The sequence below is a fragment of the Aeromicrobium sp. CTD01-1L150 genome (genome assembly GCF_041951745.1).
In the GTDB taxonomy this organism is placed as follows: domain Bacteria; phylum Actinomycetota; class Actinomycetes; order Propionibacteriales; family Nocardioidaceae; genus Aeromicrobium.
This window is the reverse complement of the sequence record NZ_CP169555.1, coordinates 2,600,374-2,622,385: the sequence shown is the minus strand read 5'-3', so window position 1 is coordinate 2,622,385 and position 22,012 is coordinate 2,600,374. Positions and strand designations below refer to the sequence as shown.

Genomic DNA, 22,012 nt, shown 5'->3' with positions numbered 1-22,012 from the left:
CTACGAGCGTTCCTCGGGTCCCTTCTCGGACGCCGGACGTCGACCGAAGTCGAAGGAGCGCACGTTGCTGCGGTGCTCGGGGCCTGACGGCTCCGGCGTGGGATCGAGCTCCGGCTCCTCGCCCCAGCCGGGCACCGGATCCTCGTCGGGGAAGTGCCCGAGGTAGGCGATCGCGGCCTCGTGGAGGCGGCCGTTGGTGGCCAGCGCGTTGTCACCCCACGGTCCCGGCTCGCCGGAGAGGCTGGTGAACCGCCCGCCGGCCTCGCGCACGATGATGTCGAGGGCGGCCATGTCCCAGACCTTCAGCTCAGGCTCCGCCGCGATGTCGACAGCGCCCTCGGCGAGCAGGGTGTAGGACCAGAAGTCACCGTAGCCCCGGGTTCGCCAGCAGCGTCGGGTGAGCGCGGCGAAGGCCGACCCCTGGCCGATCTCCTCCCAGCTGGATGCCGAGCTGTAGGAGAACGAGGCATCGGAGAGGTCGCTGACCTGCGAGCAGCGGATCTCCCGCGCATGCATGATCGACTTGCCGGTGAACGCCCCAGCGCCCTTGGAGGCCCACCAGCGACGCCCGAGAGCCGGTGCCGAGACACAGCCCGCGACGATCTCCCCTTCCTCCTGCAACGCGATGAGCGTCGCCCACACGGGAACCCCGCGCACGAAGTTGGAGGTGCCGTCGATGGGGTCGATGATCCAGCGGCGTTCGTGTCCGCTGGACGTCCCGTCCGCGGCGCCGTGCTCCTCGCCGAGGATGTCGTCGCGGGTGCGGGCGGTGCGCAGGTGGCGGCGAATCGCTTCCTCGACGGCCTCGTCGGACTCGGTCACGTAGGTCATGTCGGGCTTGGTGGAGACCTCCAGGTCGATCGCCCCGAACCGGTCCATCGACAGGTTGTCCGCGGTGTCGGCCAGGACGTGGGCGAGTCGGACGTCGTCGTTCCAGGAATGGACCATGTGGCACAGGGTAGCGACGCCTCAGCGGTCGTGCGGGAGCCTCACCAGGCCGTGTTGTCCTTGGCCTGCAGGATGCGGCGCACGGACGTGACACGGGCGGCGTCCAGTCGCCCGTCGGCCACGGCTGCGTCCCAGGCGCACTCGGGCTCGGTGGCCGCGTGCGTGCACCCGCGCGAGCACTGCAGGCTCAGCTCCTGCAGGTCGGGGAAGGCGCGCACGACGTCGTCCGGCTCGACGTGCGCGAGCCCGAAGGACCGAAAGCCCGGGGTGTCGATGATCCAGCCACCCTCGGCGAGCTCCAGCGCCATGGCCGAGGTGGAGGTGTGGCGGCCGCGGCCGGTGACCTCGTTGACGTGGCTGGTGCTGCGCTCGGCGTCGGGCACGAGCGCGTTGACGAGGGTGGACTTGCCCACGCCGCTGTGCCCGATGAACACGCTGGTGCGTTCGTGCAGGGCTTCGCGCACGGGCGCGAGCTCGGCTCCTTGCTCGGTGACGATGGTGCGGACGTCGAGCGGCTCGAGGAGGTCGAGCATCTCGCGGGGCGATGCGAGGTCGGCCTTGGTGAGCACGACGAGCGGGTCCATGCCTGCGTCGAAGGCGGCCACGAGGCACCGGTCGATGAGCCCGGGGCGCGGCGGTGGATCGGCCAGGGCGGCCACCACCACGAGCTGGTCGGCGTTGGCGACGATGATGCGCTCGACGGGATCGTCATCATCGGCCGTGCGGCGCAGGACCGTCCGCCGCTGCGCGACGTCCACGATCCGTGCCAAGGTGCCCTCCTCGCCGCTGACGTCACCGACGACGCGCACGTCGTCGCCCACCACCACTCCGGTGCGGCCGATGGCGCGGGCCTTCATGGCCGTCACGGTGCGAGACTCGACCGAGAGGGTGTAGCGGCCGCGGTCGATCGTGAGGACACGGCCGGGCAGGGCGTCGTCGTAGCGGGGACGGTCCTTGGTGCGCGGCCGGGTGCGCCGCCCCGGGCGCTCGTACTGCGCGTGCTCGTCGCGCTGCCTCATGCGATCACGTCCTCAGAGAACAAGCGTAGGAACGTGATCGCGTGAGATGTTCTTGGTTCGCTCGCTGGCGCTCACTCATGCGATCACGTCCTCAGAGAACAAGCGTAGGAACGTGATCGCGTGAGATGTTCTTGGTTCGCTCGCTGGCGCTCACTCATGCGACCACGTCCTCGACGAAGCAGGTGTAGGAACGTGGCCGGGGGAGACCTGCTCGATTCGCTCGCCGGCGTACCGCCCCCGCCCCCACGTGCTGGCGCTCGCGGGAGGCAGCCCCCTGTGCGCAGCGGCGTGCTTGGGGGAGCGCTCACTCATGCGACCAGCCGCTCCCAGACCGGGGCGAAGTTCGGGTAGGTCTTGACCGTGGTGCGGACGTTCTCCACGAACAGCTCGGGGACCCGCAACGCCAGGACCACGGCGGCGTGCGCCATGCGGTGGTCGTGGTAGGTCCGGAAGATCGCGCCGTGCAGGGGCTGTGGCGAGATGCGCAGGCCGTCGTCGGTCTCGGTGACGTGGCCACCGAGCCGGTTGATCTCGGTGGCCAGGGCCGCGAGGCGGTCGGTCTCGTGGCCGCGCAGGTGAGCCACGCCGCGCAGGTGGGAGGGCCCGTCGGCCAGGGCCGCGACGGCCGCGACCACGGGCGTGAGCTCGCCGACGTCGTGCAGGTCGAGGTCGACGCCGGACAGGGTGTTGCCTGCCGCGAACACCATGTCGTCGCCGTCGCGCTCGGACGTCCCGCCGAAGGCCCGCACGATGCGGTGCCAAGCGTCGCCGGCCTGCTGGGTCTCGTGTGGCCAGCGCCGCACGGCGACGCGCCCGCCCGTGGCGAGGGCGGCTCCGATGAACACGCCGGCGTTGGAGAGGTCGGGCTCGATCTCGACGTCGAGGGCGGCCACGGCGCCGGGGGCGACGCGCCAGCGGTCCGGTTGTGAGTCGTCCACGTCGACGCCGCGGCGACGCAGCTCTGCCACGGTCATCTCGACGTGGGGGAGTGAGGGCAGGGGGGCCCCGACGTGCCGCAGGTCAAGGCCGTGGTCGAAGGCCGGCGCGGCGAGCAGCAGCGCGGAGACGAACTGGCTGGATGCTGAGGCATCGACCTCCAGGATGCCGCCGGCGACACCTCCGGTGCCGTGCACGGTGAACGGCAGCGCCGAGCGGTCGGCGTCGTCGATCTCGACGCCGAGGGCGCGCAGCGAGCTGATGGTGGTGCCCATGGGCCGTGCGCGAGCTCCCTCGTCGCCGTCGAACGTGACCGGTCCGGGGCCGAGAGCTGCGACAGGCGGAAGGAAGCGCATGACCGTACCGGCCAGCCCGCAGTCGATGGTCGTCGGCGCGGTGCCGGTGCGTCGGCCGGGTGTGACGGTCCAGGCCGCCGGGGTGCGCTCCACGTCGGCGCCGAGGGTGACCAGCGCGTCGGCCATGAGCGTCGTGTCGCGGGAGCCGAGTGGCCGCCCCACCGTCGAGGGCCCCTCGGCGATCGCGGCGAGCACGAGGGCGCGGTTGGTCAGCGACTTGGAGCTGGGCACCAGCACGCGGGCATCAAGGGGCGCGTCGCGGTACGGCGCGAGCCACGGCAGCGGGGTCTCCATCGCGCGCAGTCTATCCGGCCCGGCTGGACTCAGGATGATGACTTTGGGTAGCGGTGGCTACCGAGAGTCATCATCCTGAGTCCAGGGCTGAGGGCACGATGATGGAAACCGGTAGTGATCACGATCCCACGTCATCATCCAGCTATCCGCGCAGGTCGTCGATACGGTCGCCGACGGCCTCCTTGGCGTCCACCACGCGGTCCTTGGCGCGCCGGCCGATGAACTTCTTGTGCGGATCAGGATCGAGCGTCGCCATCAGGAGCCCGCCGATGAGCGAGAGGTTCTTGGTGAAGTGGATGGCCTGGTTCTGACGCGACTGCGGGTCCGACTCGTTCCAGAACTGGTGCCCGACGGCCGTGGTGGGCACCAGCGTCCCGGCCAGGACGAAGGAGCTCAGGCGCGGCAGGTGCCCCGTGGCGAGCGCGGCGCCGGCGACGACGTGGATGGCGCCGTTGATGCGCACCAGGTTGGCCGGCGACGTCTTGGCCTGCGGCACGGCAGAGCCCAGCGCGCTGGCCACCGGCTCGGCCTTGGGGGCCATGGCCTTGGCGTTGCGCAGGGAGTTGACACCTCCGTAGACGAACATCGACGCGAGCATCGGACGGGCCACGGTGCGCAGAAGAGTCATACCCTCATCAAAGCAAGCCCACGCGGGTCACACAACGCGGAATCCTTCTGCCGCCCACGGCCCGGCACCCCCGCCGGTGTTGTTTGCCGCCCACGGCCCGGCACCCCCGCCGGTGTTGTTTGCCGCCCACGGCCCGGCACCCCCGCCGGGGGCCTGGTCGGGTTCTGGGTCAGGCTGGTTGGCCGGTGGTGGTGATCGTGGGTCGGGCGCCGCCCACGGCCCGGCACCCCCCGGTGTTGTTTGCCGCCCACGGCCCGGCACCCCCGCCGGTGTGCGAAGGTGGGTGCATGTGCGGTCGCTACGCCAGCACGAGGACTCCGGCCGACCTCGAGGCCGACTTCAACCTCCGCCTCGCCGACTCCACCGCCCGGCTCGAGGCCGACTACAACGTCGCTCCGACGGACGTCGCTCCTCTGGTGATCGGCCGCTCGAGCCCGGACGCACCGTCGGCGGTGCAGCGCGAGCTCCTCGGGGCCACGTGGGGCCTGGTGCCCAGCTGGGCCAAGGACCGCTCCATCGGCAGCAAGATGATCAACGCCCGCTCCGAGACCGTGGCCGACAAGCCAGCCTTCCGCAAGGCCTTCGCCCGGCGACGCGGCCTGGTCCCGGCGGACGGGTTCTACGAGTGGTACGCAGGGCCTGACCATGCGCCCAAGCAACCCAAGCAGCCGTTCTTCATCACCGCCGTCGACCGCTCGGTCCTCATGCTCGCCGGGCTGTACGAGTTCTGGCGCGCCAGCGCCGACGACGAGTGGCTCGTGACGTTCACGATCCTCACCACGAGCGCCGAGGACGCCGAGGGCCGGTTGCACGACCGTGCTCCGCTGCTCGTGCACCCCGAGGCGTTCGACGCCTGGCTGGAGCCGGCCCCCCGCGATGGCGCAGAGCTGTGGGAGATGGTCACCCCCGCCACGCCGGGACCGCTGGAGGCCTACCCGGTGGGTCGGGCGGTGGGCAACGTCGCCAACAACGGACCCGAGCTGATCGAGCCGATCCCGCTGAGCGAGTGACCAAGCACGACGGCGGAATAACCACCTGCGGCACCTCGTTGTGACTGAAACAGGAGGTAGTGCATGCTCGTCACCGCAGAACGGTCCATCACAGGATCGACGCCCCGCGATTCTCAGTCTTCGGCGGTAGGCTGGGCCACGATGACCGACACACCTGACTCCGCACCCGGAGACACCCCAGACGTCGGCGTCGTGGACGGCCCACCGGTCGAGGACGACGTCGTTGATCTTGCCACCGAGACCCCCGAACAGCGGCAGGCCCGCTTCGAGGCCGATGCCCTGCCGTTCCTGGACCAGCTCTACTCCGCCGGTCTGCGCATGACCCGCAGCCCGCAGGACGCCGAGGACCTCGTCCAGGAGACCTACGCCAAGGCCTTCACCGCGTTCCACCAGTTCAAGCCGGGTACCAACCTCAAGGCCTGGCTGTACCGCATCCTCACCAACACCTACATCAACTCCTACCGCAAGAAGCAGCGCCAGCCACAGCAGGTCACCGACGAGGTCGAGGACTGGCAGATCGCCGCCGCGGCAGCGCACTCCTCCAGCGGGCTGAAGTCCGCGGAGGTGGAGGCGCTGGAGCACCTGCCCGACAGTGACGTCAAGGACGCGCTGCAGGCCTTGCCGGAGGACTTCCGGTACGCGGTCTACCTCGCCGACGTCGAGGGATTCCCGTACAAGGAGATCGCCGAGATCATGGACACGCCCATCGGCACGGTCATGTCGAGGCTGCACCGTGGGCGGCGCCAGCTGCGCGACATGCTGTCGGACTACGCGCGTGATCGCGGCATGGCCGTCAGCGGGGCCGGTGAGACGTCATGAGCGACTGCGACGGCCCCGACTGCGAGCAGGCCCTGGAGAGCCTGTACCTCTTCCTGGACCGCGAGATCGACTCCGCCAGCTGTGAGGAGATCCAGGCTCACATCGACGACTGCTCGCACTGCCTGAGTGCCTACGACCTCGAACGCGTCGTCAAGACCCTCGTCTCGCGCTCGTGCGCCGAGGTGGCACCGGAGCCGTTGCGCGAGAAGGTGCTGTACACCATCCGCACCGTGCAGGTTCAGGTCAGCGAGCGTCGCCAAGGCTGATCGACGACCCACGGAGCAGTCGGCAGACGTGCAAGAGCCCCCGCCGCAGGCGGGGGCTCTTGCTCATCTCACGCGTTGGGGCGCTTGCCGTGGTTCGCGTTCTTGTTGCGGCGTGCGCGGCGCTTGCGGCCTCTCTTGCTCATGGTTCCTCCTCGAGTCTGACGGTCGGCGCGGCGTCCCAGTCTCCCACAGCGCAAGGCGCGTGCGCTGACAGGGAGGTCGTCTGACCGCCGGGCCGCAGGCACCGCGCTGGCGCCACCCTTGTCAGCGCACGCTCAGCCGTCCCAGAAATCTCTCCCGGTCCACGACCACGCGCCGGATCTCGCCCGTGCCGACCACCGTGTCGTGATCGTCGACGGCCACCACGCGAAAGCTCAGCAGGCGGCCGTCGCTGTTCACCAGCTCGGCGCGGGTGGTGATCGTGGCACCCACGGGGGAGGCGGCCACGTGCTCCACCTCCACACGGGTGCCGACGCTGGTGCGCTCCGCGGGCAGGTCGAGCGCCGCGCAGGTGGCCTGCTCGCACCAGGCAAGCAGGCGAGGAGTGCCGAGGACGTCGAGGTCGCCGCTGCCGAGTGCGGCAGCGGTGTCCGCCTCGCCCACGATGTGGCGGACGCTGGCGGTCAGGATCTCACTCATGACGTCGGTCCACTCGCTGGTACTCACTCATCGAACCAGACTCTCACGGGCCTGCGCCCCACGGCCGAGGTGGATCACTGACCGTTGTTCCAGGCCTCCCACAGCCGTGCATAGGGGCCGTCGGTGGTGACGAGCTGGTCGTGGGTGCCGGCCTGCACGACGCGGCCCTCGTCCATCACCAGGACCCGGTCGGCCGCGCGGGCCTGGGTGAGACGGTGCGCGATGACGATCGATGTGCGGCCCCGCGTGACAGCGAGGGCAGCGCGCTCCAGCTCGCGTGCACCGGATGAGCCGGCCTCGGCCGTGGCCTCGTCGAGGACCACCATGGCCGGGTCCAGCACGAGCACCCTGGCCAGCGCCAGCTGCTGTGCCTGTGCGGGCGTGAGGGGATGGCCGAGGTCGCCGATGCGGGTCTCTAGCGCATCGGGCAGGGCACGGACCCATGCCTCGGCGTCGGTGGCCCGCAGGGCCTGCCAGAGGACGTCATCGGTGGCGTCGGTGTCGGCGAGCACGAGGTTGTCGCGTACCGTCCCGGCGAAGACGTGAACTTCCTGAGAGACGAGTGCGACGTGCCGTCGCACGACAGGTTCGGGCACGGCCAGCACGTCCAGGTCGCCGAGGTGGACGGTCCCGCCGGTGGGGGTGAGCACGCCGGCGGCGATCCCTCCGAGAGTCGTCTTGCCGGCGCCCGTCGCGCCCACCACGGCCAGCCGCTCCCCCCGGGGCACGCTCAGGTCCAGCGGAGCCAGCACCTCGAGCCCGGCCTCGTACTCGTGATGCACGCCCCGCAGCTCCAGGGTCGCCGCAGTCCCGGGGTTCGAGTCCTCGTCCCCGGGGGTGGGCAGCAGGGCCACGCCGGCGAGCCGCGCGAGGGCGGCTCCGCTGGCCTGCACGCTGTCGAAGACGAACAGCACGGCACCGATGGGGTTGAACAGCCGGTGGAAGAACAGGGCCGCGGCGGTCGCGTCGCCGACGCTGGCGATGTCGTGACGGACCAGGACGTAGCCGGTGGCGAGGACGAGGAGGAGCCCGACGCACTCCGACCAGTTCATCCGGGAGCCGAACCGGGTGAAGAGCCGGAACACGCCATAGGTCACGTCCAACGCCTCTCTCGAGCGAGTCTCGATGCGCTCGAGGGCAACGTCCTGCGCACCGAAGGCCCGCAACGTGCCGGCCCCACGCACGCCGGTGACGAGAGCATCGGCCCGCTCGCCCTCGGCGGTGCGCTCGGCACGGTAGAACGGCGCCGAGCGCGGCAGGTACCAGCGCAGCGCGAGCACGTAGAACGGTGCGGCGCCCACACCGGCGAGGCCGAGCCGCCAGTCCAGGGAGAACAGACCGCCCACCGTGAAGGCGATGGCGGCGACGGCGCCCAGAAGCATCGGGATGGCCTCGTCCAGCGCCTCGGTGAGCCGGCGTACGTCGTCGCTGACGCGGCCCAGGACGTCGCCGGCTCCCGCGGCCTCGATCCGCTCGCTGTCCAGGTGCAGGGCACGGTCGAGGACGTCCTCGCGCAGCTCGGCGAGGGCCGGCGCGACGGACTGCGCCAGGGCGGCGGCCGAGGCCGTGGTGAACAGGCCTGCGGCGAGTCCGGCGGCGACCATGACGACGACGGACGTGGTGACCTCCGCGGTGGTGCCGCCGTCGCGGACCGTGTCGACGATCCGGCCGATCATCAGGACCGGCACGATCCCCGCGAACCCGGCTGCGAGGAAGGAGATCACGGTGAGGACCAGGCTCAGGACGCGGGCACGCACGAGCCGCCAGGCCAGCGCGGTGGTGGCGCGTGCGTCGGCGACGGGCAGCAGCTGGTGCACCGCTGCGTCCGGGCCGGCAACGGTGCCCTCGGGGGCCGGGCTCATCGTGCCACCGCCTCCCGGTAGTCGTCGCCGGCCATGAGCTCGGTGTGCGTGCCGCTGGCGACCACGCGACCCTCGCGCACCACGACGACGCGGTCTGCGCGCTGCAACCACGCCGGACTGGACGTGATGACCACGGTGGCGTGCTCGGAGCTCCGGACGGTGCGCAGGCCCTCGGCGATGGTCTGCTCGGTGACGGCGTCGACAGCACTGGTCGGATCCTGCAGGACGAGCACCGGCGCGTCGGTGGCGAGTGCCCGGGCGAGGGCGAGGCGCTGACGCTGTCCGCCGGACAGGCTCGCTCCGCCGGCACGGACGGACCGTTGGAGTCCGTCGGGGTGCAGGCCGACCACCTCATCGGCGGCGGAGGCCGCGAGCACGGGGGCGAGGGCAGAGTCGTCGTGACGCTCGAGCGGGTCCACGGTGGTGCGCAGCGTCCCCTCGAACACCTCCGTGTGGTGGGAGACGACCAGCAGGTGCCGACGTCGTGACTCGATGGTCAGCTCGGCGAGGTCCACGTCCCCCAGGCGGGCGTGTCCGGACTCGAGCTCCTGCTCTCCGGAGAGCACCCCGATCAGGGTGTCGGAGGCCGCAGGGTCGTCGATCGTGACGGCCACGATCTCGCCCGGGGTGACCTCCAGGTCGAGTCCACTCAGCGGATGCCTGACCGCGCCTGACAGGTGAAGGTGGGGACGCTCGGTGGCGGGTTCCTGGCGGCCGGGGCGCAGGATCCGGGGTGACCTCAGGAAGGCGGCGATGCGACCGGCCGAGGCGCGGCTCGCGGCGAACTGGGCGGAGAAGTCACCCAAGGCTCGGATGGGCTCGGCCAGGAACTGGGTCAGACCCACCAGGGCGACGAGCTCGCCGAGGCTGATGTTGCCGGCGAGGGCCTCCCGTCCGGCCACCAGGGCGACCGCGGCGAGCAGCAGGCCGCTGAGCGCTGCGGTCAGTCCGGAGAGGTAGCCCCACGACCGGGCGACGGAGATGGTCGCCCGGCTGGCGTCCTGGCTCGCCGCGCGGTAGCGCCGCAGGGCGACGTCCTCGCCGCCGATCCCCTTGAGGGGGCGCAGGCCCTGCAACAGGTCGCCGGCGAGACCTGCGGCGGTCGCGGTGCGTTCCTGCTGGCGGCGGGCCCGGGCCGCCACGAGGGGAGCCAGCAGCTGGATGACGGCCACCGTGCCGGGCACGCCGAGCAGGATCAGCAGCCCCAGGGTGACGTCGACCTGCAGCACGTACACCGCCACCACCACGATGCTGGTGAGAGAGGCCAGCGCGAAGCCGAGCTGGCGCATGACGAGGGGGACGAGCCGGGCGTCGGACGTGGCGAGCGACAGCGTCTCGCCGGTGAGCCGGTCGGACCGCACGCCCCGTGGGTGCAGGACGTGACGCGAGATCTCCAGTCGCAGCAGGTGTCCCTCGGTCTCCATGCTCCGCACGACGAACCGGCTGCCGTAGCGGTACCCGTTGGACAGGACGGCGAAGAGCGCCACCATCACGGCGAGCGTCCAGGCGAGGTCGCCCACGCTGCCGCCGTCGACGGCCTGGTCGATCACCAGTCCGATGACCACCGGGACGAGCGTCTCGGCCAGCTGCCACAGGATGATCAGCGGATACCCGATGAGCAGGCGACGCCGGTGCCTCACGATGGCCCGACGGATGATGGCTCCGCCGGTGGCGCGATGGTGCTCAGGCATGGGCCACCGGGGTGATCGTCGGGGCGTGGTCGACGGGGTCCGGGTGGACCCTCGCCCGCAGCCCGAAGACGTCCCGCAGCAGCTCCGGGTCCAGCACGCTGCCCGGTGCCCCCTCGATCCTCACCCGCCCATCGTCCATGACGACGAGGTGGTCGCTGAACCTGGCCGCCAGGTTGAGGTCGTGCAGCACCGTGACGATCGTCCGGCCGGTGTCGCGACACAGGCGGACCACGAGGTCGAGGACCTCCACGGCGTGCGCGAGGTCGAGGTGCGTGGTGGGCTCATCGAGCAGGATCAGCTGCGTCTGCTGCGCCAGGACCATGGCGATCCAGGCACGCTGCCGCTGCCCGCCGGACAGTTCGTCCAGGGGCCGGTCGGCGAGATCGGCGACACCGGTGTCGGCCATGGCCTGGAGGGTGATCTGTTCGTCCTCGCGCGACCACTGGCGGTACCAGGGCTGGTGCGGCTGGCGTCCGCGAGCCACGAGGTCGGCCACCGTGAGCCCTTCGGGGGCCACAGGGTTCTGCGGCAGGACGGCGAGGGTCCGGGCGAGCTCACGGCGCCGCACGTCGGCCAGGGGTCGACCGGCGAGGACGACCGATCCCGCGGTCGGGGCCAGCAGCCGGGACAGGGTTCGCAGCAGCGTGGACTTCCCGCACCCGTTCGGTCCGACGATCGTCGTGACGCGCCCCGGGGTGATCGAGAGGTCGACGTCGTGCAGCACGGTGCGCTCGCCGTACCCGGCGCGCAGGCCCTCGGCGCGCAGGTCGGCCACGGATGACTCGAGAATCTCAGACACTGGTCCTTCTCACGTGACGGGTCAGCAGGTAGAGCAGGAAGGGGGCACCGACGACAGCGGTGACGACGCCGACCGGCAGCTCGACCGGCATCCGTTGTGCCACGAGGTCGGCGACCAGCACGAGCAGCGCTCCCACGAGTCCGGCGGCCAGTGGCGTCGGGCCGGCGGTGCCGAACATGCGCAGCGCCGCCTGGGGTGCCACGAAGGCCACGAAGGCGACCGGCCCGGCGATCGCGGTGGCCGCGCCGGTGGCGACGACCGCCAGGCCCAGGGCGGCCAGCTCGGCCCGGCCGGGGGAGAGACCCAGTGCGGCGGCGACGTCCCGGCCAAGACGCAGGGCACCCAGGGCGGGGCCGAGGCGCAGTCCGACGACGACGGCCAGCCCGACGACAGGCACGATGGTCAGGCTCTGGGACAAGGCGATGCCGTCGACCGAGCCGGCGAGCCACCGGGTGGCGACGGTCGCGGAGTGGATGTCCGCCCGCACCAGGAGCCAGGCGGTGACGGCCGAGGCGAGCGCATTGACTCCCAGGCCCACGAGGATGAGCCGGAGTCCGTCGAACCCTCCGCGCCAGGCCAGGGCGAGGATGATCGACGTCGTCAGGAGGGCTCCGAGCACGGCCGCCGCCGGGAGGACGGTCGACATCGGCGCCCCGAGTCCCGCGGCCAGCCACGGCTGCGTCACCACGAGGACTGCGACCGCGCCAGCACCGGTGGTGACACCGAGGATGTCGGGGCTGGCGATCGGGTTGCGGGTGATGGACTGGGTCAGCGCACCGGCCAGGCCGAGCAGGAAGCCGACGACGACGGCCGAGACGACCCGTGCGAGACGACCGTCCAGGACGACGAGGTTCTCGATCCGGTCGCCCTGCCCGACGAGCGTGGCGAGCACCCGGTGGACGGGGACGTCCACGGTGCCGGAGGAGAGCAGGTGCACGGCCGTCGTCGCGAGCAGGACACCGGTGGCGATGGTCGCCACGACTGCGCGACGCCGCACGGGCACGCCGACGGGACCGACCTGCACGCCCGGCCGGGCGACGGTGTCCACGGAGCGCTCACTCACAGCGCCACCAGCCGTCGTCGGCGGCAGATCGCGAGCAGCACGGGCGCGCCGAACGCGGCCACCACGAGGCCGGCCTGCAGCTCGCCGGGCGGGGCGGCGACGCGTCCTACGGTGTCGGCGAGCAGCAGGATGGCCGCCCCCACCAGTGCGGAGAACGGGACGAGCCATCGGTAGTCGTGCCCGGTCAGGACACGGGCGGCGTGCGGGGCGACGAGTCCGACGAACACGATGGGACCGCACATGGCCGTGGAGGTGCCGGCCAGCAGCGTGATTGCGAGGATGCCGACGGCTCGTGCGCGGCGCACGTCGTGGCCGAGCGACTGGGCGACGTCCTCGCCGAGGCTGAGCGCGTCGAGGGAACGGGCGTTGAGCAGTGCGAGCGCCAGTCCGATGAGACCCAGTGGGATCACCAGGCCGGTGAGGGAGAAGTCTCGGCCCACGAGCGAGCCGACCTGCCAGAAGCGCATGACGTCGAGGGTCTGACGGTCCAGCAGCACCAGCGCGAGGGTCAGGGCGCTCAGGAGGGCGGCCATCGTGGTGCCGAGGATCGCCACCATGACCAGGCCGCCGCCACGCTGCCCCATGCCCAGCAGGAACACCGTGGTGGAGGCCAGACCCGCTCCGAGCAGTGCGGCGGCGACGACGGCGGCCGGCGAGCTGACGCCGATGCCGAAGGCCAGCGCGGCGACTGCGAACGACGCCCCGGCGTTGACGCCGAACAGCCCCGGATCGGCCAGTGGGTTGCGGGTGTGTCCCTGCATGAGGGCGCCGGCGACGCCGAGCGCGGCCCCGACGCCCACGCCGAGGAGCGTGCGAGGGACCCGCTGCGAGGTGACGACGGTGGCGTTGTCGGAGTCGACGGTGCCCAGGACGGCGCCGAGGACCTCGGACAGGCCGATGGGGCGGCTTCCCACGGCGAGCGAGAGCCAGGTGGCCACCACGGTGACGGCGGCGAGCGCCGCGCCCACGGTCAGCATGCGGGCCGGACCCCTCGTCGATCTCATCAGTGATTAGGTTAGCCTCACCAATTGCATTGACCGACACCGACCTGTGGAGAACCCATGACCCTTCGCCCGACCCTTCTCGCCGCGCTCCTCGTGCTCTGCCTCACCGCGGCCTGCGGTGGCGGCTCCTCCGCCGAGGACTCCGCGGACAGCGAGACCCGGACGGTCGAGTCGCCCTTCACCGGCGAGCAGGTGGAGATCCCCACCGAGCCCGAGCGGGTCGTCGCGTTGTGGCGCACCGGCGCGGTGCTCGTCGACGTCGGTGTGGAACCGGTCGCCGCGCTCGAGGGCGAGCTCATCCCCGAGGAGCTGGTTCCCGACGTCTACGCAACCGTCGACGACGTCCCCACCGTCGGCACGTTCGAGGGCGTGGACATCGAGAGGCTCATCGAGGCCGACCCCGACCTCATCATCGGCATGGACCACGGCGGTCTGGAGCTGGACTATGAGGAGATCTCCGAGGTGGCGCCGACCGTCGTGCTCGACATCGCCGAGCCCACCGACGTGTGGGAGAACTACCCGCAGGTGGCCGACCTCGTCGGCCGCACGACCGACTTCGAGCAGGCCGACGCCGAGCTCGACGATGCGCTGGCCGGGATCAAGGACGAGTTCGGGGAGGACCTGGGCGACCTGGAGGCGACGGCGTTCGGCGTCTCGGAGAACGCCATCTGGGTCGACACGTCCAAGGCACTCAGCTACCAGCGCATCGTGGCCGCCGGGTTCGGCTACAACGAGGAGTACACCGACGACCCGGAGCGCTACGTCGACGAGCTCTCGCAGGAGAACATCGCCAGCCTGGCCGACCAGGACGTGATCTTCTACGACGTCGGCATCGACGGTGAGCCCGCCGCCGAGACCCAGGCCATCCTCGACACGGCGTCGTTCAAGCGACTGCCGGCCGCACAGGCGGGCCACGTCTTCCCACTAACGTCCGGCACGAACTACACCTTCGAGGGCGCCCAGCTCCAGGTGGACGACCTGCGAGCGGCAGCCACCGAGCTCAGTCCTACCTCGTGAGCCCTACCTCGTGGGCCCGACCTCCTGAGGTCGGGCCGCCCGGATCCCTGCGGCCTGGTCAGATCCCGTGGGTGTTGCGCGGGTACATGGCGTCGACGTCGGTGACGACGTTGACCAGGTACGGTACGCCGGAGGCGAAGGCCCGCTCGAGCGCGGGACCGATCTCGCGCGGGTCCGTCACCATCTCGCCGCCGCCGCCCAGTGCCGTCACGACCTCGTCGTAGCGGGTCCGCGGCGCGAGGTCGGCCGCGACGTCGTAGCCGTAGAGCAGCTGCATGGGGCCCTTCTCCAGGCCCCATGCCGAGTTGTTGCCCACGACCATCACGACCGGCAGGTCGTGCCGTACGAGCGTGTCGACGTCGACCAGTGACATCCCGGCCGCCCCGTCTCCGTAGAGCAGGACGACCTGGCTGGAGGGTCGGGTCAGGCGCGCCGCCATCGCCGCTCCCATCCCGGCGCCGAGACAGCCGTACGGGCCGGGGTCGAGCCAGCCGCCGGGCCGCTGCGGCTCGACGTACTTGCCCGCGAAGGAGACGAAGTCGCCACCATCACCGATGACGACGGCGTCGTCGGCCAGGCGTGGCAGCAGCTCGCCGTAGATGCGGGCGGGATGGATGGGGTCGGCCTCGGCCCCGAGCAGCTCTGCGTCGCGCTCGGCCGCGGCAGCGACAGCCTCCTGCAGGCCACCGAGCCAGGCGCCCCAGTCCGGCCGAGCGCCGGGCGCGGACTGCAGCGCCGCGAGGACGGCATCGAAGCAGGTGGTGAGGTCGCCCGCGGCGGACGCGGCCAGCTCGGCATGGGTGGAGACCTGGCCGGGGGAGTCGGCGACGTGGACGACCCTGGCGGGGGTGGCGCCGTCCTTGCCGCCGAAGACGCCGTACCCGAGACGGAAGTCCAGCGGTGTACCGACGACGATCACCAGGTCGGCCTGGCCCAGGGCCTTGGAGCGGGCCTTGGTGACCAGCTGTGGGTGCCCGCCGGGCACGATCCCGCGGCCCATCCCGTTGGCGATGGCCGGCAGGCCGGCCTCGGTGACGAAACGTAGGGCCGCCTCCTCGGCGTGGTCGGCCCACACGTCGGTGCCCAGCACGACGACGGGCCGCTCGGCCTCGGCCAGCAGCCGGGCGATGGTCTTGAGGGCGTCGGCGTCGGGTTCCAGGAGCGCAGCGGTGTTGCCCTGCGACGGCGTGCTGACGGTGGCCTGGTTGAAGAACTCATCCATCGGCACGTCGACGAACGTCGGACCGCGGTGCGAGGAGCCGGCCAGGGTGAACGCCTCGTCGATCGTGGGGGCGATGTCGTCCACGCCGTGGGCCGTGGTGGCGGACTTGGAGACCGTCTGGAGGATCGGCGGGTGGTCCAGCTCCTGCAGGCTTCCGGTGCCCCAGCGGCCTGCTGGGGCGCGGCCGCCGACGACCACCAGGGGGGAACCGGAGAAGTGTGCCTGGGCCACTGGACTGACGCCGTTAGTGACCCCGGGGCCGGCGGTCAGCACCGCCAGGCCGGGGGTGCGAGTCAGCTTGCCGACGGCCTCGGCGGCGAAGACGGCGGTCGGCTCGTGCCGCACGTCGATGATCGGCATCGCCGGGTCGGCGGTGACGGCTCCGTCGTACATCGGGAAGACGTGCGCGCCGGAGAGGGTGAACATCGTCTCCACGCCGTGCGCCCTGGCGACGTCGACGGCGTGGACGCCCCCGTGCGCGGAGCGCACTGAGTCAGTAGGGGGCGCGGAGCGCACTGAATCAGTAGAGGGCGCGGAGCGCACTGAATCAGCAGAGGGCGCGTTGCGGCCGCCTTCCGGCGTGGTCTCATCGGTGGCTCCGGTCCCGTTCTCGTCACTCATGGACCGCACTGTATCTGTGCTGGGAGTCACCTCGGCATGGTCAGGTTCGAGGGCCTGACTCCACCGGAAGTGCCCGGCTCGTGGGTCGGTAGAGCCACGGGCTCTCGGCCCGGATCTGGTCCAGGACCGCGAGCAGCAGGTCCGCGCGGTGCACCGGCTGCTCGGCGAACAGCTCGGCGTCGCTGCGCAGGTCGGCGCGCCCCTGCACTCCCAGGGCGAGCTGCAGGTGAAGGGCCCGCAGGAAGGCCGACGTGTTGGCGGCGGCCGGGGACGGCCACTCCGTCTCCAGGTGTCCGCGGGTGCGCGGTGGTCGGATCCCGTCGCCGAGTCGGGCCAGCCACGGCTCGATGATTCCCGGGTCGAGGGAGTTGCGGTGCAGCAGCGTCATGACGGCGTAGGCGAGCCGGTCGTCCTCGCCGTGGCGCCACACGTAGGCGGTGGGGGCCAGGACCCGGTCGGCGATGACGTCCAGCAGCACCGTGAGCTCGAGGCGGCCGAAGTGCCGGGAGCGGGCCAGCGCTGCGAGCAGGTCGGCGCCGTGGGCTATGGCATGGGCCCACCCCTGCTCGGGGATCCAGCCACGGTGGTCCTGCTCGCGGATGTACCAGCTGGTGGCCAGGTCGCCCCACTCCAGCACCGTCCGGGCACTCATGAGGTGCTCGTTGTTGTCACGCCCGAGGATCTCGGCCAGCATCAGGGCGCTGTAGGAGCGTCGGATGACGGAGACGTCGCCGTCGTGGCCGAGGCCGTAGCGCAGCCCGGGGACGATTCCGTCACCCAGACCGGCCAGCAGGTCGTCGTAGACGCCCTTGGACAACCACGTGGTGAGCAACGGGTAGGCGACGTCCTCGCGCGAGCGTGGGTTGGGGCTCCCCAGCAGCTCGACCAGCTCGACGGTGGACTCATCGAGCGTACGGTCCGGCGGCACCTCCTTGCCGGTGTGCATCACGGACTGCCAGTACGCCTCGGACATCACCCTCCATCGTGCCAGAGCGACCCTCGTCCACGGGCCCTGCGGTACTAGTCTGGGGCAGTGCCCGGCCTCGATGACATCGCACGGTTCCAGACGTCGCTGGACTCGGCTGACCTGGACTGGCTGCACGCCTTGGTCTCGGAGTGGCAGATCATCGCCGACCTGTCGTTCAGCGACCTCGTGCTGTGGCTGGACGACGCGGAGTCCAAGGGCACGTGGGCCAGTGCCCAGATCCGGCCCACGACCGGACCGACGACCTTGCTGGAGGACGTCGTCGGCACTTTCGTCCCGGCCGGTGGGGAACCCGCGTTGGAGCGGGTGCTGCAGACCGGGAGCTCCGTCGGCGCCACGCCGGGGGGCTCGCGGGAGTCCGGCTCCGACGTCGTGGTGTCCATCGCCCCGGTGCGACGCGGTGAGCGGGTGGTCGCGGCGCTCGCGATGCGCAGCCCCCGCTCGCGCCAGCGCAGTCGCGGGGACCTGGAGTCCACCTACCGCGAGTGTGCCGACCGACTCGTCGCCATGATCGGCAGTGGCCGCTTCCCCGCCCTCGGCGCCCGCAGCGAGCTGGCCGACTCCCTGCGCGTCGGCGACGGCTTCATCCGCATCGACGCCGACGGCCTTGCTCGTTATGCCAGCCCCAATGCGATGTCGGCCTACCGTCGGCTCGGCGTCAGCGGCGATCTCGTCGGCTCGGACCTCGCCGAGCTCACCGCACGGCTCGACGGCCGTCCCACCCACCATGCCAGCCGCGTGGTGCTCGCCGGACGAGAGCCGGGGGAGAAGGAGGTCGAGAACTCCTCGGCCGCCGTGCTCCTGCGGGTGATCCCCCTGGCACGCGGCACACGTGCCGACGGTGCGGTCGTGCTGCTGCGTGACGTCACCGAGCTGCGGCTGCGCGAACGTGAGCTGGTCTCCAAGGAGGCCACGATCCGCGAGATCCACCATCGGGTGAAGAACAACCTGCAGACCGTCGCCGCCCTGCTGCGCCTGCAGAGCCGACGCCTGGACCTCCCGGAGGCCCGGGAAGCCTTGGAGGAGGCGGTCCGGCGGGTCGGTTCCATCGCACTGGTCCACGAGACGCTCAGCCAGTCCTTCGACGAGCAGGTGGAGTTCGACACGGTGGCCGACCGTCTGCTGCGCAGCGTCCTGGACGTCGGGGGCTCGGGGATCCAGGGTGAGCGGATCGGCACCTTCGGCCGCATCTCAGGGGAGCAGGCCACACCGTTGGCCATGGCGCTCACCGAGCTGGTGCAGAACGTCGCCGAGCACGCGTACCCGGAGATGTCCGGCACGGACGCAACCGGCCGGGTGACCGTCGCGGTCAACCGGATCCGGGGGCGGATCCGCATGCGGGTCAGTGACGACGGGGTCGGGCTGCCGGCCGACTTCGACGCCTCGGCGAGCCTGGGACTGTCCATCGTCAGCACGCTCGTCGAGGCTGAGCTGGGCGGGACGCTCACCTTCGAGCGCGGTCACCGTGGCGGGACCACCGTCTCCATCACGATCGCGGTCTGAGCGCGAGTCTCCGGGGGAGAGCGCCAAAGAACCCCGTACCCACTCGTGGGGCACGGGGTTCGATCGCTGCGTGCAAGCTCAGGCGGTGCGGATGCGTGCCCGGGCGTTGCGGCGCTTGAGCGCGCGACGTTCGTCCTCGCTCATGCCTCCCCAGACGCCGTGGTCCTGACCGGACTCCAGCGCCCACTGAAGGCACTGTTCACGAACGTCACAACGGCGACACACGACCTTGGCCTCTTCGACCTGCATGACGGCCGGACCGGTGTTGCCGATGGGGAAGAAGAGCTCAGGGTCTTCGTCGAGACACGCGCTGTGGTGGCGCCAGTCCATGACGACATCTCCTTCCCTTGATGTGGTGCTGTCGACTCGGCCGACCCGTTGTGATAGGCACGTCCCGAGGCGCGATGTTCATGCTTTCAACAAACCCCCGTGTGCACAAGGGGATTTGCCCTGCATCGTGCTGTCTGTTGTGTCACACGGGCACGACGATCGGGTGAGTGTGAGCGGGTGAGGGGCCCGTAGGCTGAGCGGCGTGGACGACGAGCAACCCCCGACCCCCGACGAGCACGACCCGGCACACCCGGTGCCGCCGGCTGGGACCGCCCGGCGTGTGCTGCTGGTGGCCGGCGTCATCATCAGCGCCGAGGCGCTGGCGCTGATCGCGCTGGCCGTGCTCGAGGCCAGCGCCGTCGTCTCCGAGCGGCTTGGACTGGGCATCAGCACTGCCCTGTTCCTCGGGCTCTTCGGCGTCCTCCTGCTGGTGGGCGTCAACCGCGTGCTCAACGGGCATGCATGGGCGCGGGGCCTGCTGGTCTTCTCCCAGCTCATCCAGCTGCTGCTGTCGTTCAACTTCCGCGGTGACGTCTGGTGGATCCCGACGGCGCTCGCGGCCAGCGCCGTCGTCGCCCTCGGCTGCCTGCTCTCACCGCCGGTGACCCGCGCTCTGATCACCGATCAGGGGGTGTGAAAGACTCCCCGGTGGGCACGACCCGAAACATCCTCCCGAAATCGTCGCGCTGGGCCACGAGGTCTGACCGATCCGACCGCGCGCCGACCGGAACCGCCCCGAGAGACTCTTCAACGCCCATGGTTGCCATCGACAGCGACGCGCACGACCCCGACGACCCCGTCTTCGCCCTGCACCAGGGCGGCAAGATGGAGGTCGCCGCGACGGTACCGCTGCGCGATGCCCACGACCTCTCGTTGTCGTACACCCCCGGTGTCGCGCGGGTCTGTGAGGCCATCGCGGCGGACCCGGAGATGGCCCACCACTACACGTGGGTCTCCAACACCGTCGCTGTCGTGACCGACGGCACCGCCGTCCTCGGGCTCGGGGACATCGGTCCGTCGGCCGCCATGCCGGTCATGGAGGGCAAGGCCGTGCTGTTCAAGCAGTTCGGCGGTGTGGACGCCATTCCCGTGGCCCTGGACACCACTGACGTCGACGAGATCGTCGAGACCATCGTCCGGCTCGCCCCGACGTTCGGGGGGATCAACCTGGAGGACATCTCCAGCCCGCGCTGCTTCGAGATCGAGCGCCGGCTGATCGAGCGTCTCGACGTCCCGGTCTTCCACGACGACCAGCACGGCACCGCCGTCGTGACCCTCGCCGCGCTCATCAACGCCGCGCGGCTCACCGACCGTGACCTGCAGGACCTCAAGGTCGTCATCTCCGGCGCCGGGGCTGCCGGCGTGGCCATCTGCGCCATCCTGCGCTCCGCCGGCGTGCGCAAGATCAGTGTCGTCGACCGCACGGGTGTGCTGGTGCCCGGACGTGACGGCATGAACGGGGTCAAGGAGATGCTGGCGGACTCCTGCGCCCCGTGGGCCCAGGCGGGCACGATCGAGGACGCTCTCGTCGAGGCGGACGTCTTCATCGGGGTCTCCGGCGGTTCGGTGCCCGAGCAGGCCGTGGCCCAGATGGCGCCGGATGCCATCGTGTTCGCCATGGCCAACCCCGACCCCGAGGTGCACCCGGACGTCGCGCAGCGGCACGCCCGGGTCGTCGCCACGGGACGTTCGGACTTTCCCAACCAGATCAACAACGTGCTGGTCTTCCCGGGCATCTTCCGCGGAGCGCTGGACGTGCGGGCCACCGCGATCTCCGAGAGCATGAAGATCGCGGCCGCCACGGCCATCGCCGATCTCGTGGGAGACGACCTGAGCGAGAACTACGTCATCCCCTCACCGTTCGACCCGCGGGTGGCCACCGCCGTCGCCCGGGCGGTCACCGACACCGCACGACGTGAGGGCTTGGCGCGCCGCCCCTACTGACCCCTGACGCAGGAGAGAGAGTCTCGATGTTCGCTGTCTATGCCGGTGAGATCAATCCCGAGGACCCGCTGAAGGGCCTCGTCGTGGGCGAGCAGCCCGCGCCGCAGGTGCCCGAGGGCTGGACCACGGTGACCGTCAAGGCCGCCTCGATCAACCACCACGACGTCTGGAGCCTGCGCGGTGTCGGGCTGCGGGCGGAGTCGCTGCCGATGATCCTCGGTTGTGATGCTGCCGGACTGGACGAGGACGGCCACGAGGTCGTCGTGCACGCAGTCATCAGCTCGGCGGACTGGGCGGGAGACGAGACGCTCGACCCGCGACGGTCGCTGCTGTCGGAGAAGCACCCGGGCACGTTCGCCGAGAAGGTGGCGGTGCCGCGTCGCAACGTCGTGCCCAAGCCGCAGGGCCTGTCCTACGTCGAGGCGGCCTGCCTGCCGACGGCCTGGCTGACCGCCTACCGGATGCTGTTCACCCAGTCCGACCTCAAGCAGGGCGACGCCGTGCTGGTGCAGGGTGCCGGTGGCGGCGTGGCCACGGCCGCGATCACGCTGGCGCGGGCTGCCGGGTTCCGGGTGTTCGCCACGAGCCGTGATGAGGCCAAGCGTCAGCGCGCCGTCGAGCTGGGCGCCCACGAAGCCGTGGACGCGGGGGAGCGGCTGCCGCAGAAGGTCGATGCCGTCATCGAGACGGTCGGTGCCGCCACGTGGTCACACTCAATCAAGTCCATGCGGCCCGGGGGCACGATCGTCATCGCCGGGGCGACCTCGGGCGATGCCCCCCCGGCCGCCGAGCTGACGCGCATCTTCTTCCAGCAGATGCGCGTGCACGGCTCCACGATGGGTACGCGTGAGGAGCTGCGTCGCCTCGTGGAGTTCCTCGACGTCACCGGCACCCGTCCGCTCATCGACCGCGAGCTGCCGATGGACCAGGCTGCCGATGGCCTCGGCGCCGTCGCCGCAGGGGACGTCTTCGGCAAGATCGTCCTGACCCTCTAGGAACCGTGCTGGTCAGGCGAGCCCGTTCATCCCGGTGGTCTCGGTAGGGCGGGCGCTTCGC

Annotated in this window: 22 protein-coding genes; 8 read left to right on the top strand and 14 right to left on the bottom strand. The window is 71.1% G+C overall.

The annotated features are described in order from the left end of the window. From hisN to ACEVFP_RS12925, 4 genes are all read right to left on the bottom strand, one after another. Entirely contained in the window at positions 1-948 is a 948-nt protein-coding gene (gene hisN, locus ACEVFP_RS12940) for a histidinol-phosphatase (RefSeq protein WP_374999878.1), read from the bottom strand. Positions 949-989: 41 nt separating this feature from the next. Beyond that, positions 990-1,967 (bottom strand): ribosome small subunit-dependent GTPase A, encoded by a 978-nt coding sequence (gene rsgA, locus ACEVFP_RS12935; protein WP_374999877.1) that lies wholly within the window; start codon positions 1,965-1,967, stop codon positions 990-992. Between the two features lie 308 nt (positions 1,968-2,275). Next, positions 2,276-3,553, bottom strand: coding sequence for a 3-phosphoshikimate 1-carboxyvinyltransferase (gene aroA / locus ACEVFP_RS12930; protein ID WP_374999876.1), 1,278 nt, complete (start codon positions 3,551-3,553; stop codon positions 2,276-2,278). Between the two features lie 142 nt (positions 3,554-3,695). After that, positions 3,696-4,181 (bottom strand): DoxX family protein, encoded by a 486-nt coding sequence (locus ACEVFP_RS12925; protein WP_374999875.1) that lies wholly within the window; start codon positions 4,179-4,181, stop codon positions 3,696-3,698. 287 nt (positions 4,182-4,468) lie between these two features. Here ACEVFP_RS12925 and ACEVFP_RS12920 point away from each other — a divergent pair, with 287 nt between their 5' ends. The 3 genes from ACEVFP_RS12920 to rsrA all read left to right on the top strand — a co-directional run bounded on the left by ACEVFP_RS12920 (position 4,469) and on the right by rsrA (position 6,276). Then, complete coding sequence (locus tag ACEVFP_RS12920) at positions 4,469-5,191, top strand: SOS response-associated peptidase (RefSeq protein WP_374999874.1); 723 nt, start codon at positions 4,469-4,471, stop codon at positions 5,189-5,191. Between the two features lie 141 nt (positions 5,192-5,332). Further along, the gene (locus ACEVFP_RS12915) at positions 5,333-6,010 is read left to right on the top strand and encodes a sigma-70 family RNA polymerase sigma factor (RefSeq protein ID WP_374999873.1); all 678 of its coding nucleotides are present in this window, start codon (positions 5,333-5,335) and stop codon (positions 6,008-6,010) included. Then, a complete protein-coding gene (gene rsrA / locus ACEVFP_RS12910) occupies positions 6,007-6,276 on the top strand; it encodes a mycothiol system anti-sigma-R factor (RefSeq protein WP_374999872.1) in 270 nt (89 codons plus the stop codon). The genes ACEVFP_RS12915 and rsrA overlap by 4 nt, the downstream gene beginning before the upstream one ends. A 68-nt stretch (positions 6,277-6,344) precedes the next feature. Here the strand turns inward: rsrA and ACEVFP_RS12905 are convergent, their stop codons facing one another. From ACEVFP_RS12905 to ACEVFP_RS12875, 7 genes are all read right to left on the bottom strand, one after another. Beyond that, complete coding sequence (locus ACEVFP_RS12905) at positions 6,345-6,419, bottom strand: 50S ribosomal protein bL37 (RefSeq protein WP_375003828.1); 75 nt, start codon at positions 6,417-6,419, stop codon at positions 6,345-6,347. Between the two features lie 121 nt (positions 6,420-6,540). Then, positions 6,541-6,942, bottom strand: coding sequence for a thioesterase family protein (locus tag ACEVFP_RS12900; RefSeq protein WP_374999871.1), 402 nt, complete (start codon positions 6,940-6,942; stop codon positions 6,541-6,543). 47 nt (positions 6,943-6,989) lie between these two features. Beyond that, positions 6,990-8,777: an ABC transporter ATP-binding protein gene (locus ACEVFP_RS12895; protein WP_374999870.1), complete on the bottom strand. Its 1,788-nt coding sequence runs from the start codon at positions 8,775-8,777 to the stop codon at positions 6,990-6,992. Further along, the gene (locus ACEVFP_RS12890) at positions 8,774-10,468 is read right to left on the bottom strand and encodes an ABC transporter transmembrane domain-containing protein (protein ID WP_374999869.1); all 1,695 of its coding nucleotides are present in this window, start codon (positions 10,466-10,468) and stop codon (positions 8,774-8,776) included. The genes ACEVFP_RS12895 and ACEVFP_RS12890 overlap by 4 nt, the downstream gene beginning before the upstream one ends. Then, complete coding sequence (locus ACEVFP_RS12885) at positions 10,461-11,267, bottom strand: ABC transporter ATP-binding protein (RefSeq protein WP_374999868.1); 807 nt, start codon at positions 11,265-11,267, stop codon at positions 10,461-10,463. The genes ACEVFP_RS12890 and ACEVFP_RS12885 overlap by 8 nt, the downstream gene beginning before the upstream one ends. Next, on the bottom strand, positions 11,260-12,330 hold the full coding sequence (locus tag ACEVFP_RS12880) for a FecCD family ABC transporter permease (RefSeq protein ID WP_374999867.1): 1,071 nt from the start codon (positions 12,328-12,330) through the stop codon (positions 11,260-11,262). The genes ACEVFP_RS12885 and ACEVFP_RS12880 overlap by 8 nt, the downstream gene beginning before the upstream one ends. Beyond that, a complete protein-coding gene (locus ACEVFP_RS12875) occupies positions 12,327-13,334 on the bottom strand; it encodes a FecCD family ABC transporter permease (RefSeq protein ID WP_374999866.1) in 1,008 nt (335 codons plus the stop codon). Before ACEVFP_RS12875 ends, ACEVFP_RS12880 begins: the two co-directional genes overlap by 4 nt. Before the next feature lie 57 nt (positions 13,335-13,391). Here ACEVFP_RS12875 and ACEVFP_RS12870 point away from each other — a divergent pair, with 57 nt between their 5' ends. Beyond that, entirely contained in the window at positions 13,392-14,351 is a 960-nt protein-coding gene (locus ACEVFP_RS12870) for an ABC transporter substrate-binding protein (protein ID WP_374999865.1), read from the top strand. A gap of 58 nt (positions 14,352-14,409) precedes the next feature. Here ACEVFP_RS12870 and ACEVFP_RS12865 read toward each other — a convergent pair whose 3' ends face one another. Both ACEVFP_RS12865 and ACEVFP_RS12860 read right to left on the bottom strand, forming a co-directional pair. Beyond that, complete coding sequence (locus tag ACEVFP_RS12865) at positions 14,410-16,194, bottom strand: acetolactate synthase (RefSeq protein ID WP_374999864.1); 1,785 nt, start codon at positions 16,192-16,194, stop codon at positions 14,410-14,412. A gap of 40 nt (positions 16,195-16,234) precedes the next feature. Next, a complete protein-coding gene (locus tag ACEVFP_RS12860) occupies positions 16,235-17,167 on the bottom strand; it encodes a DUF2785 domain-containing protein (RefSeq protein ID WP_374999863.1) in 933 nt (310 codons plus the stop codon). 60 nt (positions 17,168-17,227) lie between these two features. Here ACEVFP_RS12860 and ACEVFP_RS12855 point away from each other — a divergent pair, with 60 nt between their 5' ends. Then, positions 17,228-18,682, top strand: a complete 1,455-nt coding sequence (locus tag ACEVFP_RS12855) for a sensor histidine kinase (protein WP_374999862.1) — start codon at positions 17,228-17,230, stop codon at positions 18,680-18,682. 78 nt (positions 18,683-18,760) lie between these two features. Here the strand turns inward: ACEVFP_RS12855 and ACEVFP_RS12850 are convergent, their stop codons facing one another. Next, positions 18,761-19,012, bottom strand: coding sequence for a WhiB family transcriptional regulator (locus ACEVFP_RS12850; RefSeq protein WP_374999861.1), 252 nt, complete (start codon positions 19,010-19,012; stop codon positions 18,761-18,763). A gap of 202 nt (positions 19,013-19,214) precedes the next feature. Here ACEVFP_RS12850 and ACEVFP_RS12845 point away from each other — a divergent pair, with 202 nt between their 5' ends. From ACEVFP_RS12845 to ACEVFP_RS12835, 3 genes are all read left to right on the top strand, one after another. Next, on the top strand, positions 19,215-19,649 hold the full coding sequence (locus ACEVFP_RS12845; RefSeq protein WP_374999860.1) for a hypothetical protein: 435 nt from the start codon (positions 19,215-19,217) through the stop codon (positions 19,647-19,649). A 119-nt stretch (positions 19,650-19,768) separates the two neighbouring features. Beyond that, positions 19,769-20,956 (top strand): NADP-dependent malic enzyme, encoded by a 1,188-nt coding sequence (locus tag ACEVFP_RS12840; protein ID WP_374999859.1) that lies wholly within the window; start codon positions 19,769-19,771, stop codon positions 20,954-20,956. Positions 20,957-20,982: 26 nt separating this feature from the next. Then, the gene (locus ACEVFP_RS12835) at positions 20,983-21,951 is read left to right on the top strand and encodes a zinc-binding dehydrogenase (RefSeq protein WP_374999858.1); all 969 of its coding nucleotides are present in this window, start codon (positions 20,983-20,985) and stop codon (positions 21,949-21,951) included. Positions 21,952-22,012: the final 61 nt, after the last annotated feature.